Source organism: Pseudonocardia wallangbongensis (assembly GCF_054486945.1).
Genome location: NZ_JBRERS010000006.1, coordinates 235,437 through 260,172 on the forward strand (window position 1 = coordinate 235,437; position 24,736 = coordinate 260,172).

A 24,736-nucleotide genomic window follows, 5' to 3' on the forward strand; every position below is an offset into this window, starting at 1 on the left:
AGCGCCCGGCGTGTGTGCCGTCCCGACTTGAGGTGTGCCGTCGCCGGGTTTTGTCGTTTCGGCCCGGAGACCGGCCGGTTCTGGGCACGATTCCCCGGTGCCTGATCTGAGCGTGCGGTCACAGCTCCTCGCGGCCGGGTTCACCGACGACGAGGTGCGGCGCTTCGTGCGGGCGGGGCGGCTCAGCCCCTTGCGCCGCGGGATCTACGTCGACGGGCCGCTGCCGGGCGACGCGCTCGCTCGGCACGTGCTGCAGGTCGAGGCCGCCCTCCACGGCCTCACCGGGGACGCCGTCGTGAGCCACGCATCGGCGGCGGTGCTGCACGGCCTACGCATCTGGGCCGTGCCGCTCGATCGCGTCCACGTCACGCGGGCGCGGCGCAACGGCGGCCGCTGCGGGACCTTCGTCCACGTGCACACCGCGCCCCTCGATCCGGCGGAGATCGTCGTGATCGGCGGCCTGCTGGTCACCTCGCTCGCGCGAACCGTCGTCGACCTGGCGAGGTCGCTGCCGTTCGAGCAGGCCGTCGTCGTGGCCGACTCCGCCATGTTCTACAGGCGAACCGACCGCGTCGAGCAGAGCGACCTGGCGGCGGCGCTCGAGCGGGCACCCCGCTGGCCGGGCAGCCCGGCCGCCCGGCGGGTGATCGCCTTTGCGAACGGCCTGAGCGAGAGCGTCGGGGAGTCACGGAGCCGAGCCGCCATCGCCGCGGCCGGCCTGCCGCTGCCGGTGCTCCAGTGGGAGGTCCACGCCGCCGGCACTGGCGCCCTCGTCGGGCGGGTGGATTTCGGCTGGCCGGAGCTGCGCACCGTGGGCGAGTTCGACGGCCTCGTCAAGTACGGCCGTACCCTGCAGCCGGGCCAGGACCCGGTCGAGGTCCTCGTCGAGGAGAAGCGCAGGGAGGACGCGCTGCGGGCCGAGGACCTCGGCGTGGTCCGCTGGCTCTGGTCGGACCTGCCGCGCTTCGCCCCGGTAGCTGCCCGCCTCCGCTCCCGATTCCGCGAGATCTGACCACCGCACACACCGAGTGGGGACCACACACATGCCGGGCCGTGTGTGCCGTTCCGATTCGGTGTGTGCGGTCGGTCAGAGGGCCGCCCAGCTCTCCAGCATCGACCTCGCGATGCTCACCCTTCCGGGGAGCAACAGGGGGCGCTCGGCCTTCGGCCTTGCGCCCCAGTCCCCCTCGTTCAGGGCCGCGCGCAGGTCGGCGCGCGTCACCCACATCGCCTGTTCGATCTCGCCGTCCGCCGGGACCAAAGGGTCCTCCGGGTCGGCCATGGCGGAGAAGCCGACCATCAGGGAGCGCGGGAACGGCCAGCCCTGGCTGCCCAGGTAGGACACCTCGCGGACCCGGACGCCGACCTCCTCGTGGATCTCCCGGAGCACGCAGGCCTCGAGCGACTCGCCCGCCTCCACGAAGCCGGCGAGCACCGAGTAGCGCCCCTCGGGCCAGACCGGCTGGCGGGCGAGCAGGACCTGGTCGGCGCCGTCGTGCACCAGGCAGATGACGGCCGGGTCGGTGCGCGGGTACTCCTCGTGCCCGTTGGCGTCGCAGACCCGGTGCCAGCCGGCGTTGCGCGGGTGCATCGGGGAGCCGTCGCGGGCGCAGAACCGGGCGGCCGCGTGCCAGTTCAGCACGGCCACGGCGCCGGTGAGCAGGCCCGCCCCGAGCGCGTCGAGGGCGGCGCCGACGGTGCGCAGGTCGGCCCAGTCGGTGGGGTCCTCACCGGCGACGAGGTCGACCTCGCCGCGCACCGCCCAGTAGGCGATGCCGTCGTGCTCCCCGAGCAGCACGGCGTCGTCCGGAGGCACGTCCCCCGTGGTCGGCCGGGTGATCAGCCGGGCGCCGGAGCCGGCGATCATGTCCCAGCGGTCCCGCGGCCTGCGGACGTCCCCCCAGTCGACGGGGGTGCGCCCGCCTTCGTCGAGCACGACGAGGCGGGCCTTCGGCCAGCCGGCGAGCTGGCGCTCGCGGTCGGTGCGGATCGGCTCGTCCCGCATCACGACGGAGCGGGAGAGGACGGGCGGGGCGAGCAGCGGGAAGGTCGGCGTCAACGGTTCGCTCACGGGCCCGTGACCCCGCCCAGCGCGCGGACCCGGGCGCCGATCAGGTCGGCGTCGCCCACGACGACGCCGGTGAACGCCGTGGGGGTGAAGAACTCCAGCGCCGCCTCGGCCACCTGTTCGACCGTGACCGACTCGAGGCGGGCGGGGTGGGCCCGCAGCCAGTCGATCCCGAGCCCGTCGGCGGCGAGCGCCGACAGGGTGGACGCGAGCCCACCCTGGTTGTCCAGCGAGATCAGCAACGACCCGACGGCGTAGGCGCGGGCCGCGTCGACCTCGGCCGCGGTGGGTGGCACGGCGGTGAGCCGGCCCAGCTCGTAGCGGGTCTCGAGAAGTGCGGCCGCCGTGACGTCGCTCGCCACGTCGGTCTCGACGCCGAGGACGGCGCCGCCGGGGACGAACTCGACGCCGGAGTGGGCGCCGTACGTGTAGCCCTTGTCCTCGCGGACGTTCTCCATCCACCGCGAGGAGAAGTAGCCGCCGAACACGAGGTTGGCCAGCTGCAGCGCGGCGTAGCCCGGGTCGTCGCGGCGCAGGGCGGGCGCCGAGAGCCGCAGCTGCGACTGCACGGATCCGGCCCGGTGCACCAGCTGCAGGTCCGAGGGCGTGATCGCGGGCGGCGGGGACAGCTCCCGGGCCGGCGCGTTCGCCGTCCAGCCGGCGACGGCCTTCTCGACCTGCGCGAGCGCGGTGGCCGGGTCGATGTCGCCGACGACCACCATGATCGACCCGCCGGGGGCGAGCGCGGCGGCGTGCAGGGCACGCACCTGCTCGGCGGTGACGGCCGCGACACCCTCCCCCGTGGGCATCTCCCGGGTGATCGGGTGGTCGCCGAACCGCTTGCGCTGCAACGCCTCCCGCGCGATCGTGCGCGGCTGCGCGCGGGCCACGCTGATCCGCTCGACGAGCCGGTCACGCTCGCGGGCGACCTCGCCGTCGGGGTGGGTGGCCGCGGTGAGCACGTCGGCGAGCACGCCGAGCAGGTCGGGCAGGCCATCGGCCAGGCCGGAGCCGCCGATCTGCAGCCGCTCGGGGTCGACGTTCACCCCGAGGTCGGCGCCGACCGCGGCCATCTCGTCGTCGATGGCCACGCGGTCGCGGGTGGTCGTGCCGGTGAGCAGGGTGGACGACAGGAGCTCCGCGACGGCCGGGTGCTCCGGTTCGTCCCCGGCGAACGGCACGCGCAGCCGCAGCTCCACCATCGGCACGCCGGGCCGGCGCGCGGCGAGCACGCGCAACCCGTTCGCGAGCACGCGCTCCTCGACGTCGGGCAGCGGCACGTCGCGGGTGAGCCCGAGCGGCGGCAGCGGACGCGGCCCCGGCTCGGTGCGGCCGATCTGCTCGGCGGTGCGGTGCGTCGCGGTTGTCACTCGCTCTCCTTCGGCTCCACCAGCAGCACGCCGCGGCCGCCGGAGCGCAGCGCCGCCGCGGCGGCGCGCACCTGCTCCGGGGTGACGGCGGCGAGCCGGTCGGGCAGCTCGGCGCTGATCTCGGCCCGGCCGTAGAGGAGCTCGCGGGCGCCCAGGCCGAGCATGCGGTACATGACGCGGTCGTTCTCCTGGTGCAGCCCGGCGGACCACCGCGCCACCTGACGGGTCAGCTCGTCCTCGCTCGGGCCTTCGGCGGCGAGCTTGTCGAGCTCCTCGTCGACGGCGGCGAGCACGCGGTCCGGGTCGACGCCCGCCGGGTGCACCGCCGTGATCGTGAACGTGTCGGGGTCGCGGGCGTCGAGCGGGCCCATCAGCCCGGCGCCCGCGGAGATGTCGGTGACGAGCCCGTCGCTGTGCACGAGCCGCCGCTGGAGCCGGGCGGCCTCGCCGTCGCCGAGCACCGATCCGAGCAGTGCGTGGCCGAGGTAGCCGTCGAGGTCGCCGCCCGGGTCGGGCAGCCGGTAGCCGAGCGCGATGGCGGGCAGCGGGGCGTGCGCGTCGGGGACCGCCCGGCGCCGCTCGCCGGCGGGCAGCGGCTCCCCGAAGGACGGGCGATGCGGCGCGGGACGGGCCGGGATGTCCCCGAAATGCTTCTCGACCAGGCGCAGCGTCTCGTCGACGTCCAGGTAGCCGGCCACGGTGACCTGCGCGTTGGCCGGCGCGTAGTAGGTGTCGAAGAACGCCGCGGCGTCGTCGAGGGTGGCCTGCTCCAGCTCGGAGAAGTCGCCGTAGCCGTTGTGCGCGTTGGGGAAGGTGTCGTAGAGCACCGGCGGCAGCAGGATCCAGGGGAACCCACCGTAGGGCCGGTTGAGGACGTTGAGCCGGATCTCCTCCTTGACCACGTCCACCTGGTTGTGCAGGTTCTCCTCGGTGAGCTTCGGCGCGCGGAGCCGGTCGGCCTCGAGGAACAGCGCGCGCTCCAGCGCCGCGGCCGGGAGCACCTGGAAGTAGTCGGTGTAGTCCTGGTGGGTGGAGCCGTTGAACACCCCGCCGGACCCCTGGACGTGCCGGAAGTGCGCGAGCTTCTCCAGGCTCTCGCTGCCCTGGAACATCAGGTGTTCGAACAGGTGCGCGAACCCGGTGCGGCCCTCCGGTTCGGAGCGGAAGCCGACGTCGACGTGCACCGCGACGCCGACGACGGGGGTGACGGGGTCCGGGACGACGAGGACCCGCAGCCCGTTGGGCAACGTCGTCCGATGGAGTTCTGGCGCAGGCACGCCGCCGAATGTATCCCGTCGAGGCGAGCTGTCGCCCGCCCCGTCAACGCGCCGGCGCCACGGGCTCCCCGGATGACTCGGCCTCGATCTCCACTCCGGGGGCCGCGAACGGCACCACCCGGTCGCCGGGGGTCTTGTTGAGCAGCAGCCGGGTGACGTCCGGCCGCGCGTAGTGGCCCGCCGGGTCCGCGGCCGCCTTGGCCAGCGAGATCGTGCCGAGGTCGAGGTCGGCGTACACGATCCCCTCGACGTCCGGCGCGAGCGGTTCGTGCAGGGGGCTCGGGCGCGCGGCGCCGCCAGGAGGCGGTCCCACGGGGTCGGACCGGCTTGTCGCGGCGATCAAGGGCAAAGGACTGCTCTGCGGGGTTGATCAAGGCGAAATGGTCGCTCACGGAGATCATTTGGCCACCATTTCGCCTTGATCGGCGAACCGGTGCGCGTGCTGACGGCACGGGGCGTGCGCGGTCGCACGGGGCGTCGAGCACATCGTGGTGGCCGGGCTCAGCTCGCTGACGCCCGACGCACTTCTGCCCGAGCCGGAGCGATCAGCGACCTGGCCTTCTCCTGGGGTTTCGTCGACGCGTCTCACTTCAGCCGGGCGTTCAGGGCCCGGTTCGGTTCCACCGCGCGGGACGTCCGTCAGGCGGGCGGCAGCACCACGAACTGGCGCAGCGACAGGTCGACGTAGGTCACCGGGCCGCGCGGCCCGGGTGTGTGGTCCACGTTGATGCCCGTCTCGGGGAGGCCCAGCAGCTTGTAGCCGTCGAGCAGGCGGGTGGTGGTGTTCCAGAACACGCCGGTGCCCGGGTAGGCGTCGATGAACGACTCGGCCGCGGCACGGTCGGTGGCGCAGACGGTGGCGGCGAGGCCGGAGGTCTCGCGCGCGGCGGTGGCGGCGGCTTCGAGGGGGCCGCCCACCGGCGCGACGGTGACGTGCGCCTCGGCGCCGGAGTCGAGGGCCCACTCGTGGCCGAGGGGGTGGGCGTGCGGCGGCAGGCTCGGCGTGATCCCCCGCGCGCGCAGGGCCTCCTCCGCCACCGGCCACAGCCGGTCGTACGCGGGGCGGTCGATCAGCAGCAGGTTGAGCCGGTTGCAGACGCCCAGCCGGTCGGTGCTGTCGGTGACCAGCCGGGTGACGTCGGCCGGGTCGGCGCTCGCGTCCAGGTAGAGCACGCCGCCGCCGTCGGCGTGGGCGAGGATCCGGGTGCCGGCCGTGGCTCCGAGCGCGGACAGCTTGCGCGTGACCTCGCCGCTGCCGCGCACCACGACGAGCGGGACGAGGTCGGGGAGCCCGACCAGCGCCTCGGCGCCTGCGTGGCCCGGCGTCGGCACGAGCTGCACCGCGGCGGCCGGCACGCCGTTGCGCTCCAGCGCGGGCCCGATCACGAGCTCGACGAGAGCGCGGGCCGAGCCCAGCGCGGCCGAGCCGGTGCGCAGCACCGCCGCGCTGCGCGCCTTGAGCACCTGCGACGCGACGTCCACCGTGACGTTCGGGCGGGCCTCGAACACCGCGCCGATCACGCCGACGGGCACCTGGCGCTCGAATACGCGTTCCCCGCCCGGGAGCGTGCGGATCTCCCGCTGGGCGGGCGGTTCGGGGGTGGCGGCGAGCACCTCGAGCTGGGTGGCCATGTCGGCGAGCCGCTCCGGGGTGAGCCGCAGCCGGTCCAGGAGGCCGGGCGCCATCCCACCCCGCTCGGCCGCCTCCACGTCGGACGTGTTGGCGGCGAGCAGCTCGGCCTCCCGCTCCCGGAGCAGTGCCGCCGCGGTGCGCAGGGCCGCGTCGACGGCGGCGCCGCCCGCGGCCCGCACCCCCGGCGCAGCGGCCGCGGCACGCTGGGCGGCCTCCCGCACGGCGGCGGCCTCGGGCGTCTCGGTGGGGGCGGCGGTGCTGGTGCTCACGGGGAAAGGTTGCCACGCGACCCGCTGCCTCCGCCCGGAGGTTCAGGAAAGCCACGTTCATGAACCTGGGGTACAGGAATGTGGCTTTCCTGAACTTCGCGGGTCGGGGCCGGACCCCCCGCACCGAACGCGGTTGACCTGGACCCGTGTTCAAGTTGCAGGATTCTCCACGTGACCGAAGCCCCAGCCCCTACCGCCGTCCGCGAAGAGCTGTTCGGACCGAGCCGGCGTGCGACGACGATCGGCATCGTCCTCCTGATCAGCCTCATCGCGTTCGAGGCGATGGGGGTGAACACCGCGATGCCGGCGCTCGTCGCCGACCTCGGCGGCGTCGAGCTCTACGCCTGGCCGTTCGTGACGTTCATGGCCGCGTCGGTGTTCGCCACCGTGCTCGGCGGCCGCTGGTGCGACCGGGCCGGGCCGCGGGTGCCGCTGGTGGTGTCGCCGCTGCTGTTCGGCGCCGGCCTCCTGGTCGCCGGTACGGCGACGACCATGGCCCAGCTCCTCGTGGGCCGGGTGCTGCAGGGCGCGGGCGCCGGGATGACCAGCGTGGCCATCTTCGTGCTGATCGCCGCGGTGTACGCGGAGCGGGCCCGGCCGGCGGTGTTCGGCCTCGTCTCCTCGGCGTGGGTGCTTCCGGCGCTGCTCGGCCCGCCGGTGTCCGGGGTCGTCACCCAGACGCTCTCCTGGCACTGGGTGTTCCTCGGGCTGGTGCCGCTCGTGATCGTCGCCACCGCCCTCGTCGTGCCCGCGGTGCGCACCCTCTCGGCACCGGAGCGCCGGGCCGGCGCCGGCCGCCGCGGCCTGGTGCCCGCGGCGTTCGCGGCCTCCGGCGGGGTGGCGGCGCTGAGCTGGGCGGCGCAGCACGCGTCGGTGCTCGCCGCCGTCGTGGCCGTGGCCGCCGTCTCCGTCCTCGTCCCGGCGCTCGTGCGGCTGTTCCCGCGCGGGGTGTTCCGGCTGAGGCGCGGTATCCCCACGGTGGTCGCGTCGCGCGGCCTGCTCGCCGGCGTGTTCTTCACCATCAACTCGTACCTGCCGCTGATGCTCGAGGCGACGCACGGCTGGGCGCTCGCCACCGCGGGCATCCCGCTGATCGTCGGCGCGCTGGCGTGGTCGGGTGCGTCGGCCTGGCAGGGCCGGCACCCGGACCTGCCGCGGGAGAGACTCCTGCGCGTCGGGTTCGGCGCGGTCACCATCGGCGCCGCCGGCATGCTGCTGGTCGCCCCCGCATGGGGCATCCCGTGGCTGGCGCTGCCGTTCTGGGCGATCGCCGGGGTGGGGATGGGGCTCGGGTTCTCCTCGGTGTCGTTCCTGCTGCTGCAGCAGTCCGAGCCGCACGAGACCGGCTTCCACACCTCCGCCGCCCAGATCGCCGACCAGCTCGGCACCGCCACCCTGATCGGTGCGGGCGGGGCGGTGCTCGCGCTGCTCGGCACACCGGCGGCGGCGCTGCCGGTGCTGATCGTGGTCCTCGTGGCGCTGGGGCTGATCGGGGTGATCGGCTCTCCGCGCTCCGCCGCTCAGACGGGCTCGGCGAACACCACGACGTTGTCGGTGTAGTGCCGGGTGCGGCGGTCGAACGCGCCACCGCACGTGATCAGGACCAGGCGGGGCGGCCCGCCCGCGGCGAACACCTCGGGTGGCAGATCCGCCTTCGTGTACTGCCGGCGGGCGGTCACGCGGTAGCCCACCGAGCGGCCGTCCGCTCCCCGCAGGACGACCTCCTCGCCCTCGGCGACGTGCCGCAGGACCGCCAGTGCGCCCAGCCCACCCGTGCGCGAGTCGATGTGCCCGGCGAGCACCGTCGTCCCTCCCGCACCGCCCGCCAGCGCGCTCGGCGACCACCAGCCCACCGTGGACGGTGGCTCGGGCACCACGAGCGCACCCTCCGGTCCCGTCGTCACGGCCACGACGGGGGCGAGCAGGTTCCGCGCGGGCAGCGCGAGCTCCACGGGCGCCGTTCCCGGCCGCACCGGCTCCGGGGCGGGGGCCTCGCCGGCGAGCAACCGCGCGAAATCCCCCTCGACGGCCAGGCTGTCGCGATCCAGGGCGAGCGGGTCGGGTCCCGGGCCCGCCGGAACGCTCGCCGGGGCGTCGAGCGGCGTGGCGACCGCGCCCGGTCCGGGGGCGAGCATCGTCAGGCCACCCAGGAGGCAGACCGAGCCCGCGGCCACGAGCGCGCGGGCGACGCGCCGCTCGACGCGGCGACGGGCCGGCGCGTCCGGACGTCCGGCAGCCGGGACCCGGTGGCGTCCGTTCGCCACCGGGTCCCGGTCACCGGGTGGTTCGGTGTGCTCGAGGGTGCCCTGGCCCGCGGGGGCCGTCAGGCCGCCCGGCGCCGCCACCACAGCGCGCCGGCGAGGAGCAGGGATCCGAGGCCGACCAGGACGATCGCCGCCGGGGTCACGTCACCTGCCGCCTGCCCGCCGCTGCCGGCGTCGACCGCGTTGGGCGTCGCGGCGCCGGATGACGCCGCGGCCTCCTTGAGCCCGTCGGAGAGGGAGTCGAGCCGGTTCAGCGCCTCCTGCGCCGCGGCCTTGGCCTCCTCGGAGGCGTTCGGGTCGGAGAGGACGGCGTTCGCGGCGTCCCGCGCCTGCTGCTGGAGCTGGTCCGCGGCTCGCAGCCACGCCTGGTCGAACTGGTCACCGCTGCGCGTGCCCAGGTCGGCGAGGGTCGCCTGCTGGTCAGCGGTCGGCTCGCTGACGACCGCGCCGCCCGCGCCCGCCTGCAGCTGGTCGAGGAGCGCCTGCCCGTCGGTGGAGTACTGCGTGCCGAGGTCGCGGACGTTCTGGGCGGCGCCCTGCGCCTCGCCGAGGCCGCCGAGCGCGGTCATCGCCGCGGCGGTCGCGCCGGCGGCGCCGAGCGCGCCACCCGCCCCGCCGCCGGAACCCATGTCACCCGGCGTACCGGGCTGTGCCGGGGGTGCGGCTGGTGGCGGTGGCTGGGCCTGGTCGGGCGAGCCGCACCCGGTGACGGCACCGAAGACGATGCCGATGACCGCGACCACAGCGACCGCGTTCGCGACGACCTGGCGAATGGAACGGGTGCGCACGGCTCCTCCTTCGTCGGTGGACGCGAGCACCCTTGCGCCTTCCGGGCCGGCCTGCAGCCGATACCGGCGAATTCCGCCCGGACGAGTGAGCCCTCGACGACCTGGGACGACGGCGGTCGACTCGCGCTGATCACGAATGGAAATGTGTGCCGCGTCACCCTGTTCGCCCAGCGGCGGTCAGGCTCGGTGAGGCAACTTCTTCGGTGTCGACGGCGGCGGCACCACGGGGCCGGCGTCGCCGTCGGGTGCCGTGTCGAGGTCGACGACCACGGGGGCGTGGTCGCTCGGGCCACTTCCCTTGCGGGCCTTGCGGTCCACCCACGCCGCCTGCACGCGCCCGGCCGGGTCACCTCCCGCGAGGACGAGGTCGATGCGCATGCCCAGGTCCTGGTGGAACCGCCCGGCCCGGTAGTCCCAGTACGTGAAGATCCGGTCGGACGGCCAGCGGTCGCGCACCACGTCGTGCAGGCCCAGGCCCTTGATCTCGGCGAGGGCCTTGCGCTCGGCCGGCGTGACGTGGGTGGAGCTCACGAACACCGCCGGGTCCCACAGGTCGTCGTCGGTGGGGGCGATGTTCATGTCGCCGGCCACCACGGCGGTGCCCGGGTCGGTGACCGACTCCCGCAGCGCGGCGAGCCACTCCAGCTTGTAGCGGTAGTGCGGGTCCTCGGGGGTGCGCCCGTTCGGCACGTAGACGGACGTGACGCGCAGGCCGCCGCACGTCGCCGTGACCGCACGCGCCTCGGCCGGGGAGTCGGCGGTCGGGAACCGCGGCTCACCGGGCAGCCCGCGCACGACGTCGTCGAGCCCGACGCGCGACAGCAGCGCCACCCCGTTCCAGCGGCCCTCGCCGAAGTGGGCGACGGCGTAGCCCCGCTCGGCCAGCACGGCGTCGAACGCCTCGGCGAACGCCTCGTCCGACAGCTTGGTCTCCTGGAGGCAGACGACGTCCGGGGCACGCTCGTCCAGCCAGGGCAGCAGCCGGGGGAGGCGGGTGAGGGCGGAGTTCACGTTCCACGTAGCCAGACGCACCCGCAGCACGCTACCGTTGCCGGGTTTGTACGATGACCGAACAAAGGGGTTTCTCATGCCGCAGCCCACCCGCGAGGACCACTTCAGCTTCGGGCTCTGGACGGTCGGCTGGCCCGCCCGCGACCCGTTCGGCGACGCCACCAGGCCCGACCTCGACCCGGTCGAGTCCGTACACCGGCTCTCCGAGCTGGGCGCGTGGGGCGTGACGTTCCACGACGACGACCTCATCCCGTTCGGCACCGACGCCGCGGAGCGCGACCGGATCATCGCCCGGTTCAAGGCGGCGCTCTCCGAGACCGGGCTCGTCGTCCCGATGATGACCACGAACCTCTTCACCCACCCGGTCTTCAAGGACGGGGCCTTCACCAGCAACGACCGGGGCGTACGGCGGTTCGCGCTGCGCAAGGTCATCCGCAACCTCGACCTCGCCGCCGAGCTGGGTGCTGCGACGTACGTGTTCTGGGGCGGTCGCGAGGGCGCCGAGGTCGACTCCGGCAAGGACATCGCCGCAGCGCTGGACCGCTACCGCGAGGGCATCGACCTGCTCGGCGCGTACGTCAAGGAGCAGGGCTACGGCATCCGCTTCGCGATCGAGCCGAAGCCGAACGAGCCCCGCGGCGACATCCTGCTGCCCACCGCCGGCCACGCGCTGGCGTTCATCGCGGAGCTCGAGCACGGCGACATCGTCGGCATCAACCCCGAGGTCGGCCACGAGCAGATGGCCGGGCTCAACTACACCGCGGGCATCGCGCAGGCGCTCTGGGCGGGCAAGCTCTTCCACATCGACCTGAACGGCCAGCGCGGCATCAAGTACGACCAGGACCTCGTGTTCGGACACGGCGACCTGCTCAACGCGTTCTCCACGGTCGACCTGCTGGAGAACGGCGCGCCCGGCGGCGGCCCGCGATACGACGGCCCGCGGCACTTCGACTACAAGCCGCTGCGCACCGAGGACCTCGACGGCGTCTGGACGTCGGCTGCGGCGAACATGAGCACCTACCTGCTGCTCAAGGAGCGGGCGGCGGCGTTCCGCGCCGACCCGGAGGTCGCGGAGGCGATGGCCGTGTCGGGGGTGGCCGAGCTCGCGAAGCCCACCCTCAACCCGGGCGAGACCGTGGGCGACCTCAAGGCCGACCGCTCCGCGTTCGAGGACTACGACGCCGCGAAGGCGGCTGAGCGCGGCTACGGCTACGTCCGGCTCAACCAGCTGGCGGTGGAACACCTGATGGGTGCCCGATGACTCTCGTGGCCGGGGTCGACTCGTCGACCCAGTCGTGCACCGTCGTGATCCGCGACGCGGCCACGGGCGCCCTCGTGCGTTCGGGGAGCGCCAAGCACCCGGACGGCACCGAGGTCGCCCCCGCCGCCTGGTGGGAGGCCCTGCAGGCCGCGATCGCCGACGCCGGCGGGCTCGACGGCGTCGAGGCGATGGCGGTGGCAGGGCAGCAGCACGGCATGGTCTGCCTGGACGCTGCCGGCGGGGTGGTGCGGCCCGCACTGCTCTGGAACGACACGCGGTCGGCAGGAGCCGCGGACGCGCTCGTCGCCGAGCTGGGCGCGAAGGAGTGGGCCGAGGCGATCGGCAGCGTCCCGGTCGCCTCGTTCACCGCCACGAAGCTGCGCTGGCTCGCCGAGCACGAGCCCGAGCACGCCGCCGCCGCGGCCGCCGTGTGCCTCCCGCACGACTGGCTCACCTGGAAGCTGCGGGGCACGGGCTCGCTGGACGACCTCGTCACCGACCGCTCGGACGCCAGCGGCACCGGCTACTGGTCCGGCACCACCGGTGAGTACCGGCTCGACCTGCTCGAACGCGCGCTCGGGCGGTCGGACGTGCGGTTGCCCCAGGTGCTCGGGCCCGCCGAGACCGCCGGCCGGACGCCGGACGGTGTGCTGCTCGGCCCCGGCGCGGGCGACAACGCCGGGGCGGCCCTGGGGCTCGGTGCCGCCGCGGGCGACGTCGTGGTCTCGATCGGGACGTCCGGGGTGGTCTCGGCGGTCAGCCCGACGCCCACGGCCGACGAGACCGGCACCATCGCCGGGTTCGCGTCCGCGTCCGGCGAGTACCTGCCGATCGTCGTCACGCTGAACGCCGCGCGGGTGTTCGACGCCACCGCGCGGATCCTCGGCGTCGACCACGACGAGCTCGCCCGGCTCGCGCTCTCGGCGCCTGCCGGCGCGGACGGGCTGGTGCTCGTGCCGTACCTGGAGGGCGAGCGCACCCCGAACCGGCCGGACGCCACCGGCGCCCTGCACGGGCTCACCCTCGCGAGCTCCACGCCCGCCCACCTGGCGCGGGCGGCCGTCGAGGGCCTGCTCTGCGGGCTCGCCGACGCCCTCGATGCGCTCGTCGCGGCCGGGGTGCCGGTCGAGCGCGCGTTCCTGGTGGGCGGCGGCGCGAGGTCGGAGGCGCTGGCCCGGATCGCCCCCGCGGTGCTCGGACGCCCGGTGCTGCGCCCCACGCCGGGCGAGTACGTGGCCGACGGCGCGGCGAGGCAGGCCGCGTGGGTGCTGGCGGGCGGCGACACACCACCGGTGTGGGAGGCCGCGGACACGGAGACGTTCGAGGCCGACCCGACGCCGGCGGTCCGCGAGAGGTACGCGCAGGCCCGCGACCTGACGGCGGCGCGGCTGGACGCGTGACTCCGCACACCCTGTCCCGACTCCGCACAAGGCCCGCCTTGTGCGGAGTTCACACCCGGTGTGCGGAGTGAGCGCTCCGGCTGGGCAGCACACGGTGCGGCGGCACAACCTCGCGTTCGTGCTCGGGCACGTCGCCGGGGTGGAACCGCTGTCACGGGCCGGCATCGCGGCGCGCACCGGGCTCACGCGCGGCACCGTGTCGTCGCTGGTGGAGGAGTTGATCGCGGTCGGGCTCGTCACCGAGCTCGCTGCCGCGCGCGGCGGCCCGGGCCGGCCGGGCAGCCCGCTGCGCCTGGACCCGCGGGGGCCGGCCGGGCTCGGCCTGGAGGTCGGCGTCGACACGGTCGGCGCGTGCGTCGTCGACCTCGGCGGCGCGGTGCGCGTGCAGCGCACCGTGGCATCGGACCACCGCGAGGACGTGCCGGACGCCGCGCTCGCCCGCCTCGCCGCGCTCGCCACCGGCGTCGTGGCCGAGGCCGCGCTCCCGATCGCCGGCGCCACGGTGGCCCTGCCCGGCGTCGTCGGGCCGGACGGGGTGCTGGAACGCGCGCCGAACCTGCCGCACTGGGTCGACGTGGCCGTGGGCACCGCGCTCGCGGCACGGCTGCACGGCCTGCCGGTGCGCGCCGGCAACGAGGCCGACCTCGCCGCACTGGCGGAGCGGTGGGCCGGGGGCCCGACCGACGCGGTCGTCGTCTCCGGCGGGATCGGCGTGGGCGCCGGGATCCTGCTGGACGGCGCCCTCTTCGCCGGAGCGGGTGGGCGGGCCGGCGAGATCGGGCACGTCGTCGTCGAACCGGACGGGCGCGCATGCCATTGCGGGGGCCGCGGCTGCCTCGAGACCGTCGCCGGGCTGGAGGCGCTCGCCGCAGGCCACCCGGACGCGGTCCGCGTGGCCGGCCGCGCCCTCGGCATCGCGCTCACCGGGGCGGTGCACCTGCTCGACGTCCCGGCCGTGGTGCTGGGCGGCGGCTACCCCCGGTGCGGCGCACCGCTGCTGGACGCGGTGCGCGCCGAGCTCGCCGCCCGGGTCTTCTCCCGGGCCGGCGTGGACGTGCGGTTCTCCACGCTCGGCCCGGAAGCGGCTCTGCGCGGCGCCGCGACGGCCGTGGTGCAGGGCGTGCTCGCGGATCCCGGGGCGCTGATCGCGCGCCCCTGATCCGACGAACGGCGCGCTCGTCAGTACCTATCCGACGAACGGGCCGTTCGTCGGATGGGTACGGGGTTCATGAGGCCTTCGGGAGGATCCGGATCCCGTCGGCGCGGATCGTCCCGGCGTCGGCGGTGCCGGTGAGCACCACGACGTCGCCGACGGCGGGCTTCTGGGACAGCGCCGTGGTGTCGACGGTGACGGTGAGGCCCTCTACCGAGGTCACGGTGGCGGTGTCGCCGCTGAGCGCGGTGACCGTGCCGGCGACGCTCGCCTGCGGCACCCAGATCGACTGCGCCGTCGCGGCGTCGCCGGTGCCCTCGACCTCGACCACCACGCGCTCACCGACCTGCAGGTCGCCCAGCCCGCTGTTGGCCGCGCCGCGCACCCGGGTGTCGCCGTCCGCGCGGAGGGTGCGCTGGCCCGCACCGTCGACGTTCACGACGACCGAGCCGTTCGCCACCGACGCAACGGTTCCGGTGACCACCGGCTCGTCCCCGAGGCCGAAACCGCGGGGGCCCGGACCCTCGAACCGGTCGTCGTCACCCCAGTGGCCACCCATGGGGCCGTGTCCGCCGTCCGCCCACGGCGGGCCCGACCAGCCGGCCCGGTCGACGCCGGGGCCGAAGCGGCCGCGGTCGTGGTCGGGCAGCAGGAGCGCGGTGGTGACGCCGCCGATCACGACCAGCGCGGCGACCGCCGCGGTGATCAGGGCGCCGCGGCTGCGCAGCCGCGACCGCCAGGGACGGCGCGGCGGGATCTCGCTCGTGGGTGGTTCGGTGCTGCTCATCGCTCGGCCTCGCTGCGCTCGGCCGGCGCTTCGCGCGGGCACTGTGACACTGATTCGCTCGCAAGCTCGCTCATTGCGTGCTCCCCTCGGGACGGATCTGAACTCCCCACCGACGCTTCCGCCCGTTCCTGAAGGCGACCTGAAGCCCGCCCACACCTTCAGCCGATCTTCAGCCGCGGCGGGCCGGGCATCGGGAGAATGGGTGTCGTGACCGCGCGCGTGCTGGTGGTGGAGGACGCCGAGGCGATCCGCACCGCCGTGGTCGCCGGCCTCGGCGAGGCCGGGTTCGGCGCCACCGGGCGCCCGGACGGGCGGAGCCTCGAGGACGACCTGGCGACGTTCCGGCCGGACCTCGTGGTGCTCGACGTCATGCTGCCCGGCCGCGACGGCTTCGCCCTGCTCGACGTCGTGCGCCGGCACAGCGGCGCCGGGGTGGTGATGCTGACCGCACGCGACGCCGTCGACGACCGGTTGCGCGGCCTGCACGGCGGCGCCGACGACTACGTGGTGAAGCCGTTCGCGCTGGCCGAGCTCGTCGCGCGGGTCACGGCGGTGCTGCGCCGGATGGGTCGCACGCCGGCCACGGTCGAGGTGGGCGACCTCGTGATCGACGCGGCGGCGGGCACCGTGCTGCGAGGCGGTGCGCCGGTCGAGCTCACGGCAACGGAACTGCGGCTCCTCGACTACCTCGCCGCGCAGCGCGGCCGCGTCGTCAGCAAGGGGCAGATCCTCACCCGGGTGTGGGGTTACACCGACTACGACCCCAACCTCGTCGAGGTGCACGTCTCCGCGCTGCGCCGCAAGCTCGGCGAGCCGCGGCTGGTGCACACGGTGCGCGGGCTGGGATACGTCCTGCGCGCCGAGGGCGAGGGGGAGGCATGACGCCCCCGCTCCGCACCGTCTCGCTACGGCGCCGGGTCACGGTGCTCAGCCTCACCGTGCTCGCCGCCGTGCTGCTGGTGGTCGGCGTCCTGACCGACGTCTTCTTCAGCGCCCAGATCCGCTTCGAGCTGCGCCAGCAGCTGGACGTGCGCGCGACGCTCGCCGGCCAGCTCGTCGCGCAGGGGGTGCCGGCCGACGAGGTGGCGCGGCGGGTGGAGGCGCCGGGGGTCCGGGCGGAGGTCCGCGCACCGGACGGCCGCGTGTTCGCGGGGGATCCGGACGAGGAGCAGTGGGGCCCGCCGTGGCGCGGTGGGCCGCCGGGCGCCGAGCACCGCGGCTGGTGGGACGACGACGGACCCGGCGATCGGGGCAACCCCCAGGTCCTCGAACAGCCGCTGGCCGACGGCTCGCAGCTCACCCTCGTGGCGAGCGGCGGGCCGGTGAGCGGCGCTCAGGAGGCGCTGCGACGCATCCTGATCGTGCTCGGCCTCGCGGCGCTCACCGTGGCCGGCATCGTCATGCTGCTCACCACGCGCGTCGCGCTGGCGCCGCTCGACGCGATGACGGCGCTGGCGCGCTCGATCACCAGTGGCGACCGCGGCCGGCGGCTCGCGCCCACGCGCAGCGACACCGAACTGGGCCGCACGGCCGCGGCGTTCGACGCCATGCTCGACGAGCTGGAGGGCGCGGAGGCGGCGGCGCGGGCGTCCGAGGCCAGGACGCGCCGCTTCGTCGCCGACGCAGCGCACGAGCTGCGCACCCCGATCGCCGGCGTGCAGGCCGTCGCGGAGGTGGCGCTCGCGCCGGGCATGCCGCCCGAGGAACGCGAGCGGCTGCACCTGCTCCTGCTGCGCGAGAGCCGCCGCGCGGGCCGGCTCGTCGACGACCTCCTGGTGCTCGCCCGCCTCGACGCGGGCATCGAGCTGCGTCGCGAGCCGGTCGACCTGCTGGAGCTCGCCCGCACCGAGGCCGAGCGGGTCCGGCTCGTGGCACCCGACCAGCGGGTCGAGGTGCGCGGCGAACCCGTCCCGGTGCCCGGCGACCCCTCCCGGCTCGCCCAGGTGCTGGGCAACCTGCTCGACAACGCGCGCCGCCACGCCGGGCCCGGCACGGTCACCGTGACGGTGTCGGCCGGGCACCCGGCGACCGTCCTCGTCGCCGACGACGGACCGGGCGTCCCGATGGCCGACCGGGAGCGGATCTTCGACCGGCTGGTCCGGCTGGACGAGGCCCGCGGCGACGACGGCGGCGCCGGGCTCGGGCTGGCGATCGCCCGGGGCATCGCGCGCGCCCACGGCGGCGACCTGCGCTGCGTCGACCCGCCCTCCGGCCGCGGCGCCGCGTTCGAGCTGGTGCTGCCTAATCCTCGTCCGGCAGTGTGACCTTGCGGATGTAGAGCAGCCGGTCGCCGCGCTCCAGGGCGTCGACGGTGGAGGCGTCCACCCGGTGCAGCTCCTCGGCCCGCACGACGCCGAGCACGATGTCCGCGAGGTGGCGGGGCGAGCCGCCCACCTCCGACTCCTCCACGGGCCGCTCGCTGATCGCGAAGCCCGCCTCGGGCGTGAGCAGGTCCTCCACCACCTCGACGACGCTGGGCGTGGTGGTTGCCATGCCCAGCAGGCGGCCCGCCGTCTCCGCGGAGACGATCACCGAGTTGGCCCCGGACTGGCGCAGCAGATGCACGTTCTCCGACTCCCGCACCGCCGCCACGATCCGCACGTCCGGGGCGAGCTCGCGAGCGGTGAGCGTCACCAGCACGGCGCTGTCGTCCCGGTTCGTGGCGACGATGATCGCGGCGGCCTGCTGCAGGCCCGCGACCCGCAACACGCTGGAACGAGTGGCGTTGCCGGTGATGGTCACGAGGCCGAGCGCGGACGCCGCGTCCAGCTGGGCGCGGTCGGTGTCGACCACGACGATGTTCGAGGGTTCGGCACCGTCGCCGAGCAGCGTCTCGACGGCGGCACGCCCCTTCGTGCCGTAGCCGACGACGACGGTGTGGTTGCGCACGCGGGACCTCCAGCGCTCGATGCGAACGGCCTGCCGGGACCGCTCGGTGAGCAGTTCCACCGTGGTACCGACCAGCACGATGAGGAACAGCAGCCGCAGCGGCGTGATGATCACCGTGGTCAGCAGCCGCGCCTCGGGGGTGACGGGCACGATGTCGCCGTAGCCGGTGGTGGAGAGCGACACCGTGGCGTAGTAGAACGCGTCGCCCAGCGAGATCGGGGTGTCGCTGTTGTTGTCGACGTACCCGTCGCCACCGAAGAAGACGACGAGCGCGGCGGCCACCAGCGCGCCGAGCGCGATCATCAGGCGGCGCAGCAGCGCCACCGTGGGGCTCGCGCCCGTCGCGGGCATGCGGACGAGGCCGACCAGCGACGGGTCGGCGAGCGGCCGGCGGGGGTCCCTCCGACGCTGATCCGTCACCACGCGCGGAGAGTAGCCGTCGCGCCCGGGCCGCGCGCGACGACCACCCGGTTCCGGTGAAGATCGTCAGTGTTCCTCGACGATTCCCGCCTCGGCGGCGCCCGCCACCAGGTCGTCGAGGCCGAACGCCGCCACCGCGTCGAGCGCCCCGCCGCCGCGCACGCCGTGCTCCGCCGCACGCCGGGCGCCCCATGCGAGCAGGTCGGCGGTGATCGCGTACGGCTCGGGGGCGGTGAGCCGGGTGCGGGCGAGCAGGGCGCCGGTGACGTCGAACACCTCGGCGAGGAAATGCGACCGCGCCCCGGCGAGTGCGCGGGTGGCCGGGGCGCTCGCGACCCGGCGCGTCAACAGGTCGGCCACGGTCGCCACCGCCCGGGGCGGCACGCGGGCCAGCAACGGCGCGATGCGCGAACCGGCGTGCACGGCCGCGCCGGCCCGGCCGAACCAGCCGAGGTAGACGTCCACGGTGCGCAGCCCCGGCGCGATCCGGGGCAGCGCGAACTGCTCGCTCGCCCCGATCGTGACGCCGGACCGCGGGCGGCCCGCCACGTCGAACGTGCGCATCCGCGCCCCGGCCGGCTCGGTGCGCAGCGCACCCTCGCGCCACGCGTAGAGCGGCTGGGTGGCGATCCCGGCCAGCGAGCGCAGCGTGCCCCGGGAGAACGGCTGCCCCTTGCCGAGCCCGGTGATGAAGTAGCCGATGTCCACCCGATCGGCGCCCTCCCCCGCCGCACGCAGCGCGAGCGCGCCGGCGAGCACGCCGGGCACGTAGTCGTTGCCGAACGCGGTGAGCAGGGCCGCTCCGGACCGCTCGGCCACCGGACCCCACCGCTCGTGCACCGCGCGGATGAACGGTGGCTCGCCGGTCGAGTCGAGGTAGATCGCACCCACCTCGGCGGCCGCCGCGACCGCGGGCGCACCGAGCTCGGCGAACGGCCCGACCGTGCTCACGAGCACGTCCCCGGGTCCCACGAGTGCCGCCACCGACCTCGCCTCGGTGACCTGCGCAACCTCGGTCTCCAGCCCACCCAGGCGCTGTGCGAGCGCCGCCAGCCGCCCCGCGTCGCGCCCCGCGAGCACCGGCCGCAACCCCCTGCCCACCATGGCCTCGGCGGTACGGGCACCGGTGTACCCGGTGGCCCCGAACACGACGACCCGCGCGCCCATGGCGGTCACAGTAGCGACGCGGAGCGTCCCCGTTCCGGTACGGCTGGTGCGGGTTTCGGGCGCGCGTACGCTGCGCGGCGTGCCCCGCTACGCCGTGCTCCTGCGCGGGATCAACGTCGGTCGTGCGAACCGCGTGGCCATGGCGGACCTGCGCGCCGTGCTGGAGGACGCCGGCTACACGGCGGTCCGCACGCATCTGAACAGCGGCAACGTGCTGGTGACCGGCGAGGACGCCGACCCCGGCGAACACGCCGAGCGGATCGAGGACGCCATCCGCACCCGGCTCGGCATGGGGGTGCGCTGCGCCGTCCTCACCGCCGAGGAGCTGCGGGCGATCGTCGACGACCACCCGTTCGACGGCGTCGCCGACAACGGTTCGCGGATGATGGCGCACGTCTACATGCGGCCGATCGACCCGGCACTGGTGGCCGGGCACCCCCCGGTGCCGCAGGACCCCGACCGCGCCCGCGTGGGCGACCGGGCGGTCTACCAGTGGTGCCCGGACGGCCTGATGGCGGCGCCGGACATCGGCCCGTACCTCAAGGCGCACCTGCGCACCGACGTCACCGCGCGGAACTGGAACACGATCACGAAGCTGGCCGAGCTGATCTAGGCGCCGCTGCCGTCGCCATGCCGGCGTCCGGAGCCGAGCCGGCGCCCCGTCATCTGGGAGCGGAGCCAGACGGTGGTGACCGGTGCCGAAGCGATTCGTCTCGCGTGGGCGAGCCCAGTCACCCCGGGACCGGATGCGATCGACACCCGCCAACGGTGCCGCGTGCGGGCGCTCGCCTCGGTGCCCGCTCCGTGCGTGGGCATGGTGGTCAGCTCAGGGTTCACCACCGGTCCCTTGGGTTGCGTGGGCGGCCGTTCCCGACGTGGGGGCACGCCCATCCGCGACGAGACCGTAACCAACGGGTGCCCACGCCACTATCCTGTGGCCCCTATTCGCTCCCCCGGCTCTCCCTGTCGCAGTTGTCACCCTGCACCGCATTCCCTGCGGCCCCGCTCGGAGCCGCATGCCATCGGAAGTCCGGCCGGCGAGTTGTCCACCGGGACGGCGTAGACGCCATGGTCATTCGATCTTGGAACTGAGGACCGTCAGGTCGATCTCGAGGCTGTGGACAACTTCGCAGCGTTCCGGGACGCACCAAAACGATCGCCGAGGCATGATTGTGGAAATGGGACCACAGGACGGTCGCGTGGGCACGCAGCAGGGACGGTCTCGTCGACAACTGGCGTGCCCCCACGTCGGGGACGGCCGCCCGAGCAACCCCAGGGACCGGTGGTGAACCCAACCCAGCCACCGACCCGACGGTGGGGCGAGACGAACCGGAGCGAACGCGGCCGGGCCACGACGAGGCGCGGGAGGCAGGCCGGGCACGGCGCGCCCACCGCAACAGATCGTCATGATCGTCAATCGTCCGGCCAACATGATCTGAAGTATCGGTTGGCCATGGCTGCGGTCACGACGATGAGCACCCGATACCGCGGATCACCGACGTGAAGATCCCCGGTATCGGTTGCCCATCGCTGCCAACACAACCATGACCAACCGAAACCGCCGATCATGCCCGCAACCACCACCGAACCGAATCCGCCGGCCCCGCGACGCCGAACACTCATGACCACGAGATCGGGCTGTATTACCAGCCGAGTGGGACGCCGGTCAGGAGGGCTCGTAGGCCTTCGGCGTCCAGCAGGTCGGCCGGGCGGAGCGTGACGTCCTGGCGCACGTAGTGGAACGCCGCGCGCACCCGCTCGGGCGCACAACCTGCGAGCGCGGCCCAGGCGAGCCGGTAGGCCGCGAGCTGCACCGCGAGCGCGGGGATCCGCCCGTCCTCGGGCAGGGCGCCGGTCTTCCAGTCGACCACCGTCCAGCCCCCGTCGGCCTCGGCGAAGACGGCGTCCATCCGCCCGCGCACACCCACCCCCACGATCACCGTCTCGAACGGCACCTCGACCTCCACCGGGCGCCGGTCGGCCCACGCGCTCGCGAGGAACGCCTCCTGGAGCTCCTCGAGCGCGTCGTCGGACGCGGCGCCCTCGTCGGCGGCACCCGGCAGCTCGTCGAGATCGAGCAGCTGCGCGGCGCCGAACCGCTGCTCCAGCCAGGCGTGGAAGGCCGTGCCGCGGCGGGCGTGCGGGTTGGGCGGCAGCGGCAAGGGGCGGCGCAGCCGGGTGGCGAGGGCCGCGGGGTCGGCGGCCAGCTCGACGAGCTGGCTCACGGACAGCTGCGCCGGCAGCGCCACCGCGGGCCGGGCGCGGGCGGCGGCCCGTTCGGCCAGCAGCACGTCGACGTCGTCGGCCCACCCTTCCGGGTCGTCGAGCTCCGGGTCGTCGGGCTCCGGCTCTTCCGGCGGCTCGGGGGCCAGCAGCTCCATCTGGCCGCCCGGTTCGGCGGCCACCTCGGCCTGCACGGCGCGCCGCTCGGAGAGGTCCCGCAACGCGCTGCGGACGAGCTCCGCACCGGCGTGCACGTCCTCCGACCGCGCGCCCAGCGGATCGACCGGCCAGAGTGCGGTGGGCTGGTCGAGGGTGGCCGGGTTCACGTCGTCGGGTCCGGGTTCCTCCGCCCACCGCTCGGCGCCCTGCACGGCTGCGATCTCGACCAGGAACTCCGAGGGCTGCTTGGGCCGCTCCCCCGCCGGACCCCAGCGGTGCCCGGATGCGAGCAGGACGTGCTCGGAGCGGGTGAGCGCGACGTAGAGCAGCCGGCGTTCCTCGGCCAGCCGCCGCTCGTCGAGGGCCTCGGAGTGCGCCTTGATCGCGTCCTCGAGCTGCTTGCGGTCGGGTGAGCCGGGCGGCAGGTCCAGGGCGGGCAGGTCGTCGGCGTCGCCGCGCAGCGCCACCGGTAGCTCGGCCGGGTTGGTGAGCCAGACGCCGCTGAGCTTGCGGCCCGGGAAGACCTGCGCCACCAGGTGCGGAACGGCCACGACCTCCCATTCGAGGCCCTTCGCGGCGTGCACCGTCAGCACCTGGACGCGGTCCGGGGACACCTCGACCTCGCCGGGTGTGAGCCCGTCCTCCGCGCGCTCGGCCGTCTCGAGGAAGTCCAGCAGCGCCGGGAGCGTGGCCACCTCGGCGCCCCCCGCGAAGTCGGCCACCACGTCCGCGAACGCGTCCAGGTGCGCCCTCCCGACGGGGCCGGGACGCGCGACGCTCTCCGTGTCGAGCAGCAGCACGCGCTCCACGTCGGCCACGAGGTCGGTCAGCGGGGCCGACGCGCGGGAGCGCAGCCACCCCAGCTCCCTGGCCAGCCGCGTGATCCGGGCGTAGCCCTGCGACGAGTAGCGCTCGGGTTCGCCGGGGTCGTCGAGGGCGTCGACGAGGCCCGCCTGCTCTGCCTGCTCGCCGGGCAGGGACCCGTGCGCCAGCTCGGCGGGCGAGAGCGGGCCCGGGCGCGGCGGGAGCGCGGGCACGATCTCGCGGGCGCGCTGCCACAGCGCGGCGAGGTCGGCGACGCCGAGCCGCCACCGCGCGCCGGTGAGCAGCCGGACGGCGGCCGGCCCGGCCAGGGGGTCGGCCACCAACCGCAGCGCGCTGACGAGGTCGCGCACCTCGGGGGTGTCGAGGAGCCCGCCGAGCCCGACGACCTCGACGGGCAGGCCGCGCTCGCGCAGTGTGGTGGCGATCGGGTCCATGTCGGCCCGGCGGCGCACGAGCACGGCCGACGTGGGCGGCTCGTCCACCGCACCCCACCGCTCCGCGATGGCGTCCGCCATCCACTCGATCTCGGTCGCCACGTCCGGCAGCAGCGCGACGCGCACGTCACCCGCGCGGGTTCCGGGCCCGGCCTTCAGCTCGCCGACGCCCACCGCACCCGGCGCCCCCCGCAGCGGCGCCGAGGCCGCGTTGGCGAGTGCGAGCACCTCGGACGGGTTGCGGAAGCTCGTCAGGAGTCCGTACTCGGGGGCCGGACCGCCGTCCGGCGCCGGGAAGTCGGTGCGGAAGCGGGCCAGGTTACCGGCGCTCGCCCCCCGCCAGCCGTAGATCGACTGGTTCGGGTCGCCCACCGCGGTGACCGTGGGGTCGTCGGACCGGACCGGTTCCCCGGGCGGCGTGCCGAACAGCGACCGCAGCAGCACCCGCTGCGCGTGCCCCGTGTCCTGGTACTCGTCGAGCAGCACCGCCCGGTACGTCGCGCGCTCGGCGGCACCGACCTCGGGGTGCTCGGCGGCCACCCGCGCCGCGATCGTCAGCTGGTCGCCGAAGTCGACGGCCCGTTCCGCCCGCTTGCGCAGCGCGAACGCCTCGACGAGCGGCAGGAACGCCTGCCGCTGGCGCTGGGCGTCCATCCACCGCTTGTAGGTCTGCGACGGCTCCGCGCGCTGCCGCCTGCCGGGCGGCGCCGCGGCGAGCACGGCGACCAGCGCGTCGGCGTGCCGGCGCACCGCTTCGGGGTCGACGAGGTGCTCGCCGAGCTCGCCGGCCAGGGCGAGCAGCCGCTCGGTGACCGTGGCCGGCACGAGGTCGACGTCCAGGTCCGCGGCCCACGTCGTGACGACGCGGTGGGCGAGCTGCCACGACGCCGTCTGCCCCAGCAGCCGCGCCGCGGGCTCCGCCGGGAGCCGCAGCGCGTGCTCGCCGACCAGGCGTCCCGCGTAGGCGTGGTAGGTCGCGATCGTCGGCTCGCCGGCGAGCACGTGGACGCGACGGCGGCCGCTCGGGTCCAGCTCGTCGAGCAGCCGCGTGCCGGCGAGGCGGCGCAGCCGCGCCCGTACCCGGGCCCCGAGCTGTTGCGCGGCCTTGCGCGTGAACGTCAGGCCCAGCACCTGCTCGGGCAGCACCTGGCCGGTGGCGACGAGCCAGACCACCCGCGCGGCCATCGTCTCGGTCTTGCCCGCCCCCGCCCCCGCGACGACGAGCGCGGGCCCCGGCGGCGCGGCGATCACCGCGGCCTGCTCGTCGGTGGGCGACGGCAGGCCGAGCGCGGTGGCCAACGCCGCGGGGGTGAGCTCCACCTCGGAGTTTCTACCGGA

21 protein-coding genes are annotated in these 24,736 nt (G+C 75.1%); 9 read left to right on the forward strand and 12 right to left on the reverse strand.

What is annotated here, in order from left to right:
* Nucleotides 1-97 precede the first annotated feature (97 nt).
* Nucleotides 98-1,012 carry a type IV toxin-antitoxin system AbiEi family antitoxin domain-containing protein gene (locus tag ACU436_RS23225; RefSeq protein ID WP_459028599.1) on the forward strand — a complete coding sequence of 305 codons (915 nt, stop codon included), beginning with the start codon at nucleotides 98-100 and terminating at the stop codon, nucleotides 1,010-1,012.
* Nucleotides 1,013-1,087: 75 nt separating this feature from the next.
* On the opposite strand, the gene nudC is transcribed toward ACU436_RS23225, so the two are convergent.
* The 4 genes from nudC to ACU436_RS23245 all read right to left on the reverse strand — a co-directional run bounded on the left by nudC (nucleotide 1,088) and on the right by ACU436_RS23245 (nucleotide 5,028).
* On the reverse strand, nucleotides 1,088-2,005 hold the full coding sequence (gene nudC, locus ACU436_RS23230; RefSeq protein ID WP_459029086.1) for an NAD(+) diphosphatase: 918 nt from the start codon (nucleotides 2,003-2,005) through the stop codon (nucleotides 1,088-1,090).
* Between the two features lie 62 nt (nucleotides 2,006-2,067).
* A complete protein-coding gene (locus ACU436_RS23235) occupies nucleotides 2,068-3,438 on the reverse strand; it encodes a M16 family metallopeptidase (RefSeq protein ID WP_459028601.1) in 1,371 nt (456 codons plus the stop codon).
* On the reverse strand, nucleotides 3,435-4,715 hold the full coding sequence (locus ACU436_RS23240) for a M16 family metallopeptidase (protein WP_459028603.1): 1,281 nt from the start codon (nucleotides 4,713-4,715) through the stop codon (nucleotides 3,435-3,437). The genes ACU436_RS23235 and ACU436_RS23240 overlap by 4 nt, the downstream gene beginning before the upstream one ends.
* A gap of 43 nt (nucleotides 4,716-4,758) precedes the next feature.
* Complete coding sequence (locus ACU436_RS23245; protein WP_459028605.1) at nucleotides 4,759-5,028, reverse strand: hypothetical protein; 270 nt, start codon at nucleotides 5,026-5,028, stop codon at nucleotides 4,759-4,761.
* A 144-nt stretch (nucleotides 5,029-5,172) separates the two neighbouring features.
* Between ACU436_RS23245 and ACU436_RS23250 the strand changes: the two genes are divergently transcribed.
* On the forward strand, nucleotides 5,173-5,403 hold the full coding sequence (locus ACU436_RS23250) for a helix-turn-helix domain-containing protein (RefSeq protein WP_459029088.1): 231 nt from the start codon (nucleotides 5,173-5,175) through the stop codon (nucleotides 5,401-5,403).
* On the opposite strand, the gene ACU436_RS23255 is transcribed toward ACU436_RS23250, so the two are convergent.
* Entirely contained in the window at nucleotides 5,355-6,617 is a 1,263-nt protein-coding gene (locus ACU436_RS23255; protein WP_459028607.1) for an aldehyde dehydrogenase family protein, read from the reverse strand. The genes ACU436_RS23250 and ACU436_RS23255 overlap by 49 nt on opposite strands.
* 171 nt (nucleotides 6,618-6,788) lie before the next feature.
* Between ACU436_RS23255 and ACU436_RS23260 the strand changes: the two genes are divergently transcribed.
* Nucleotides 6,789-8,177, forward strand: a complete 1,389-nt coding sequence (locus ACU436_RS23260; RefSeq protein ID WP_459028609.1) for an MFS transporter — start codon at nucleotides 6,789-6,791, stop codon at nucleotides 8,175-8,177.
* Here the strand turns inward: ACU436_RS23260 and ACU436_RS23265 are convergent.
* The 3 genes from ACU436_RS23265 to ACU436_RS23275 all read right to left on the reverse strand — a co-directional run bounded on the left by ACU436_RS23265 (nucleotide 8,138) and on the right by ACU436_RS23275 (nucleotide 10,701).
* On the reverse strand, nucleotides 8,138-8,962 hold the full coding sequence (locus ACU436_RS23265) for a class F sortase (RefSeq protein WP_459028611.1): 825 nt from the start codon (nucleotides 8,960-8,962) through the stop codon (nucleotides 8,138-8,140). The two genes, ACU436_RS23260 and ACU436_RS23265, sit on opposite strands and share 40 nt — an antisense overlap.
* Nucleotides 8,941-9,669, reverse strand: coding sequence for a DUF4142 domain-containing protein (locus ACU436_RS23270; RefSeq protein WP_459028613.1), 729 nt, complete (start codon nucleotides 9,667-9,669; stop codon nucleotides 8,941-8,943). Before ACU436_RS23270 ends, ACU436_RS23265 begins: the two co-directional genes overlap by 22 nt.
* 177 nt (nucleotides 9,670-9,846) lie before the next feature.
* Nucleotides 9,847-10,701 carry an exodeoxyribonuclease III gene (locus tag ACU436_RS23275; protein ID WP_459028615.1) on the reverse strand — a complete coding sequence of 285 codons (855 nt, stop codon included), beginning with the start codon at nucleotides 10,699-10,701 and terminating at the stop codon, nucleotides 9,847-9,849.
* 55 nt (nucleotides 10,702-10,756) lie between these two features.
* Here ACU436_RS23275 and xylA point away from each other — a divergent pair, with 55 nt between their 5' ends.
* The 3 genes from xylA (at nucleotide 10,757) to ACU436_RS23290 (ending at nucleotide 14,500) form a co-directional block, all read left to right on the forward strand.
* On the forward strand, nucleotides 10,757-11,941 hold the full coding sequence (gene xylA / locus ACU436_RS23280) for a xylose isomerase (RefSeq protein ID WP_459028617.1): 1,185 nt from the start codon (nucleotides 10,757-10,759) through the stop codon (nucleotides 11,939-11,941).
* On the forward strand, nucleotides 11,938-13,341 hold the full coding sequence (gene xylB / locus ACU436_RS23285; protein ID WP_459028619.1) for a xylulokinase: 1,404 nt from the start codon (nucleotides 11,938-11,940) through the stop codon (nucleotides 13,339-13,341). Before xylA ends, xylB begins: the two co-directional genes overlap by 4 nt.
* Nucleotides 13,342-13,408: 67 nt before the next feature.
* Nucleotides 13,409-14,500 (forward strand): ROK family transcriptional regulator, encoded by a 1,092-nt coding sequence (locus ACU436_RS23290; RefSeq protein WP_459028621.1) that lies wholly within the window; start codon nucleotides 13,409-13,411, stop codon nucleotides 14,498-14,500.
* A gap of 67 nt (nucleotides 14,501-14,567) precedes the next feature.
* On the opposite strand, the gene ACU436_RS23295 is transcribed toward ACU436_RS23290, so the two are convergent.
* Nucleotides 14,568-15,281: a hypothetical protein gene (locus tag ACU436_RS23295; RefSeq protein ID WP_459028623.1), complete on the reverse strand. Its 714-nt coding sequence runs from the start codon at nucleotides 15,279-15,281 to the stop codon at nucleotides 14,568-14,570.
* Between the two features lie 198 nt (nucleotides 15,282-15,479).
* Between ACU436_RS23295 and ACU436_RS23300 the strand changes: the two genes are divergently transcribed.
* Nucleotides 15,480-16,163: a response regulator transcription factor gene (locus tag ACU436_RS23300; protein ID WP_459028624.1), complete on the forward strand. Its 684-nt coding sequence runs from the start codon at nucleotides 15,480-15,482 to the stop codon at nucleotides 16,161-16,163.
* Nucleotides 16,160-17,545 carry a sensor histidine kinase gene (locus tag ACU436_RS23305; protein ID WP_459028626.1) on the forward strand — a complete coding sequence of 462 codons (1,386 nt, stop codon included), beginning with the start codon at nucleotides 16,160-16,162 and terminating at the stop codon, nucleotides 17,543-17,545. The genes ACU436_RS23300 and ACU436_RS23305 overlap by 4 nt, the downstream gene beginning before the upstream one ends.
* Here ACU436_RS23305 and ACU436_RS23310 read toward each other — a convergent pair.
* Both ACU436_RS23310 and ACU436_RS23315 read right to left on the reverse strand, forming a co-directional pair.
* Nucleotides 17,523-18,521, reverse strand: a complete 999-nt coding sequence (locus tag ACU436_RS23310) for a potassium channel family protein (protein WP_459029090.1) — start codon at nucleotides 18,519-18,521, stop codon at nucleotides 17,523-17,525. The genes ACU436_RS23305 and ACU436_RS23310 overlap by 23 nt on opposite strands.
* A gap of 135 nt (nucleotides 18,522-18,656) precedes the next feature.
* Entirely contained in the window at nucleotides 18,657-19,757 is a 1,101-nt protein-coding gene (locus ACU436_RS23315; RefSeq protein ID WP_459028628.1) for a saccharopine dehydrogenase NADP-binding domain-containing protein, read from the reverse strand.
* Between the two features lie 79 nt (nucleotides 19,758-19,836).
* On the opposite strand from ACU436_RS23315, the gene ACU436_RS23320 reads away from it, so the two are divergent.
* Complete coding sequence (locus ACU436_RS23320) at nucleotides 19,837-20,370, forward strand: DUF1697 domain-containing protein (protein WP_459028630.1); 534 nt, start codon at nucleotides 19,837-19,839, stop codon at nucleotides 20,368-20,370.
* Nucleotides 20,371-21,400: 1,030 nt separating this feature from the next.
* On the opposite strand, the gene ACU436_RS23325 is transcribed toward ACU436_RS23320, so the two are convergent.
* A complete protein-coding gene (locus ACU436_RS23325) occupies nucleotides 21,401-24,718 on the reverse strand; it encodes an ATP-dependent helicase (protein ID WP_459028632.1) in 3,318 nt (1,105 codons plus the stop codon).
* Nucleotides 24,719-24,736: the final 18 nt, after the last annotated feature.

Excerpts from the sequence above, each read along its gene's own strand:
- xylA (WP_459028617.1), top strand. The coding sequence starts at position 10,757 with ATGCCGCAGCCCACCCGCGAGGACCACTTCAGCTTCGGGCTCTGGACG.
- nudC (WP_459029086.1), bottom strand. The coding sequence starts at position 2,005 with ATGCGGGACGAGCCGATCCGCACCGACCGCGAGCGCCAGCTCGCCGGC.
- ACU436_RS23295 (WP_459028623.1), bottom strand. The coding sequence starts at position 15,281 with ATGAGCAGCACCGAACCACCCACGAGCGAGATCCCGCCGCGCCGTCCC.
- ACU436_RS23315 (WP_459028628.1), bottom strand. The coding sequence starts at position 19,757 with ATGGGCGCGCGGGTCGTCGTGTTCGGGGCCACCGGGTACACCGGTGCC.
- xylB (WP_459028619.1), top strand. The coding sequence starts at position 11,938 with ATGACTCTCGTGGCCGGGGTCGACTCGTCGACCCAGTCGTGCACCGTC.
- ACU436_RS23300 (WP_459028624.1), top strand. The coding sequence starts at position 15,480 with ATGGGTGTCGTGACCGCGCGCGTGCTGGTGGTGGAGGACGCCGAGGCG.
- ACU436_RS23310 (WP_459029090.1), bottom strand. The coding sequence starts at position 18,521 with ATGCCCGCGACGGGCGCGAGCCCCACGGTGGCGCTGCTGCGCCGCCTG.
- ACU436_RS23305 (WP_459028626.1), top strand. The coding sequence starts at position 16,160 with ATGACGCCCCCGCTCCGCACCGTCTCGCTACGGCGCCGGGTCACGGTG.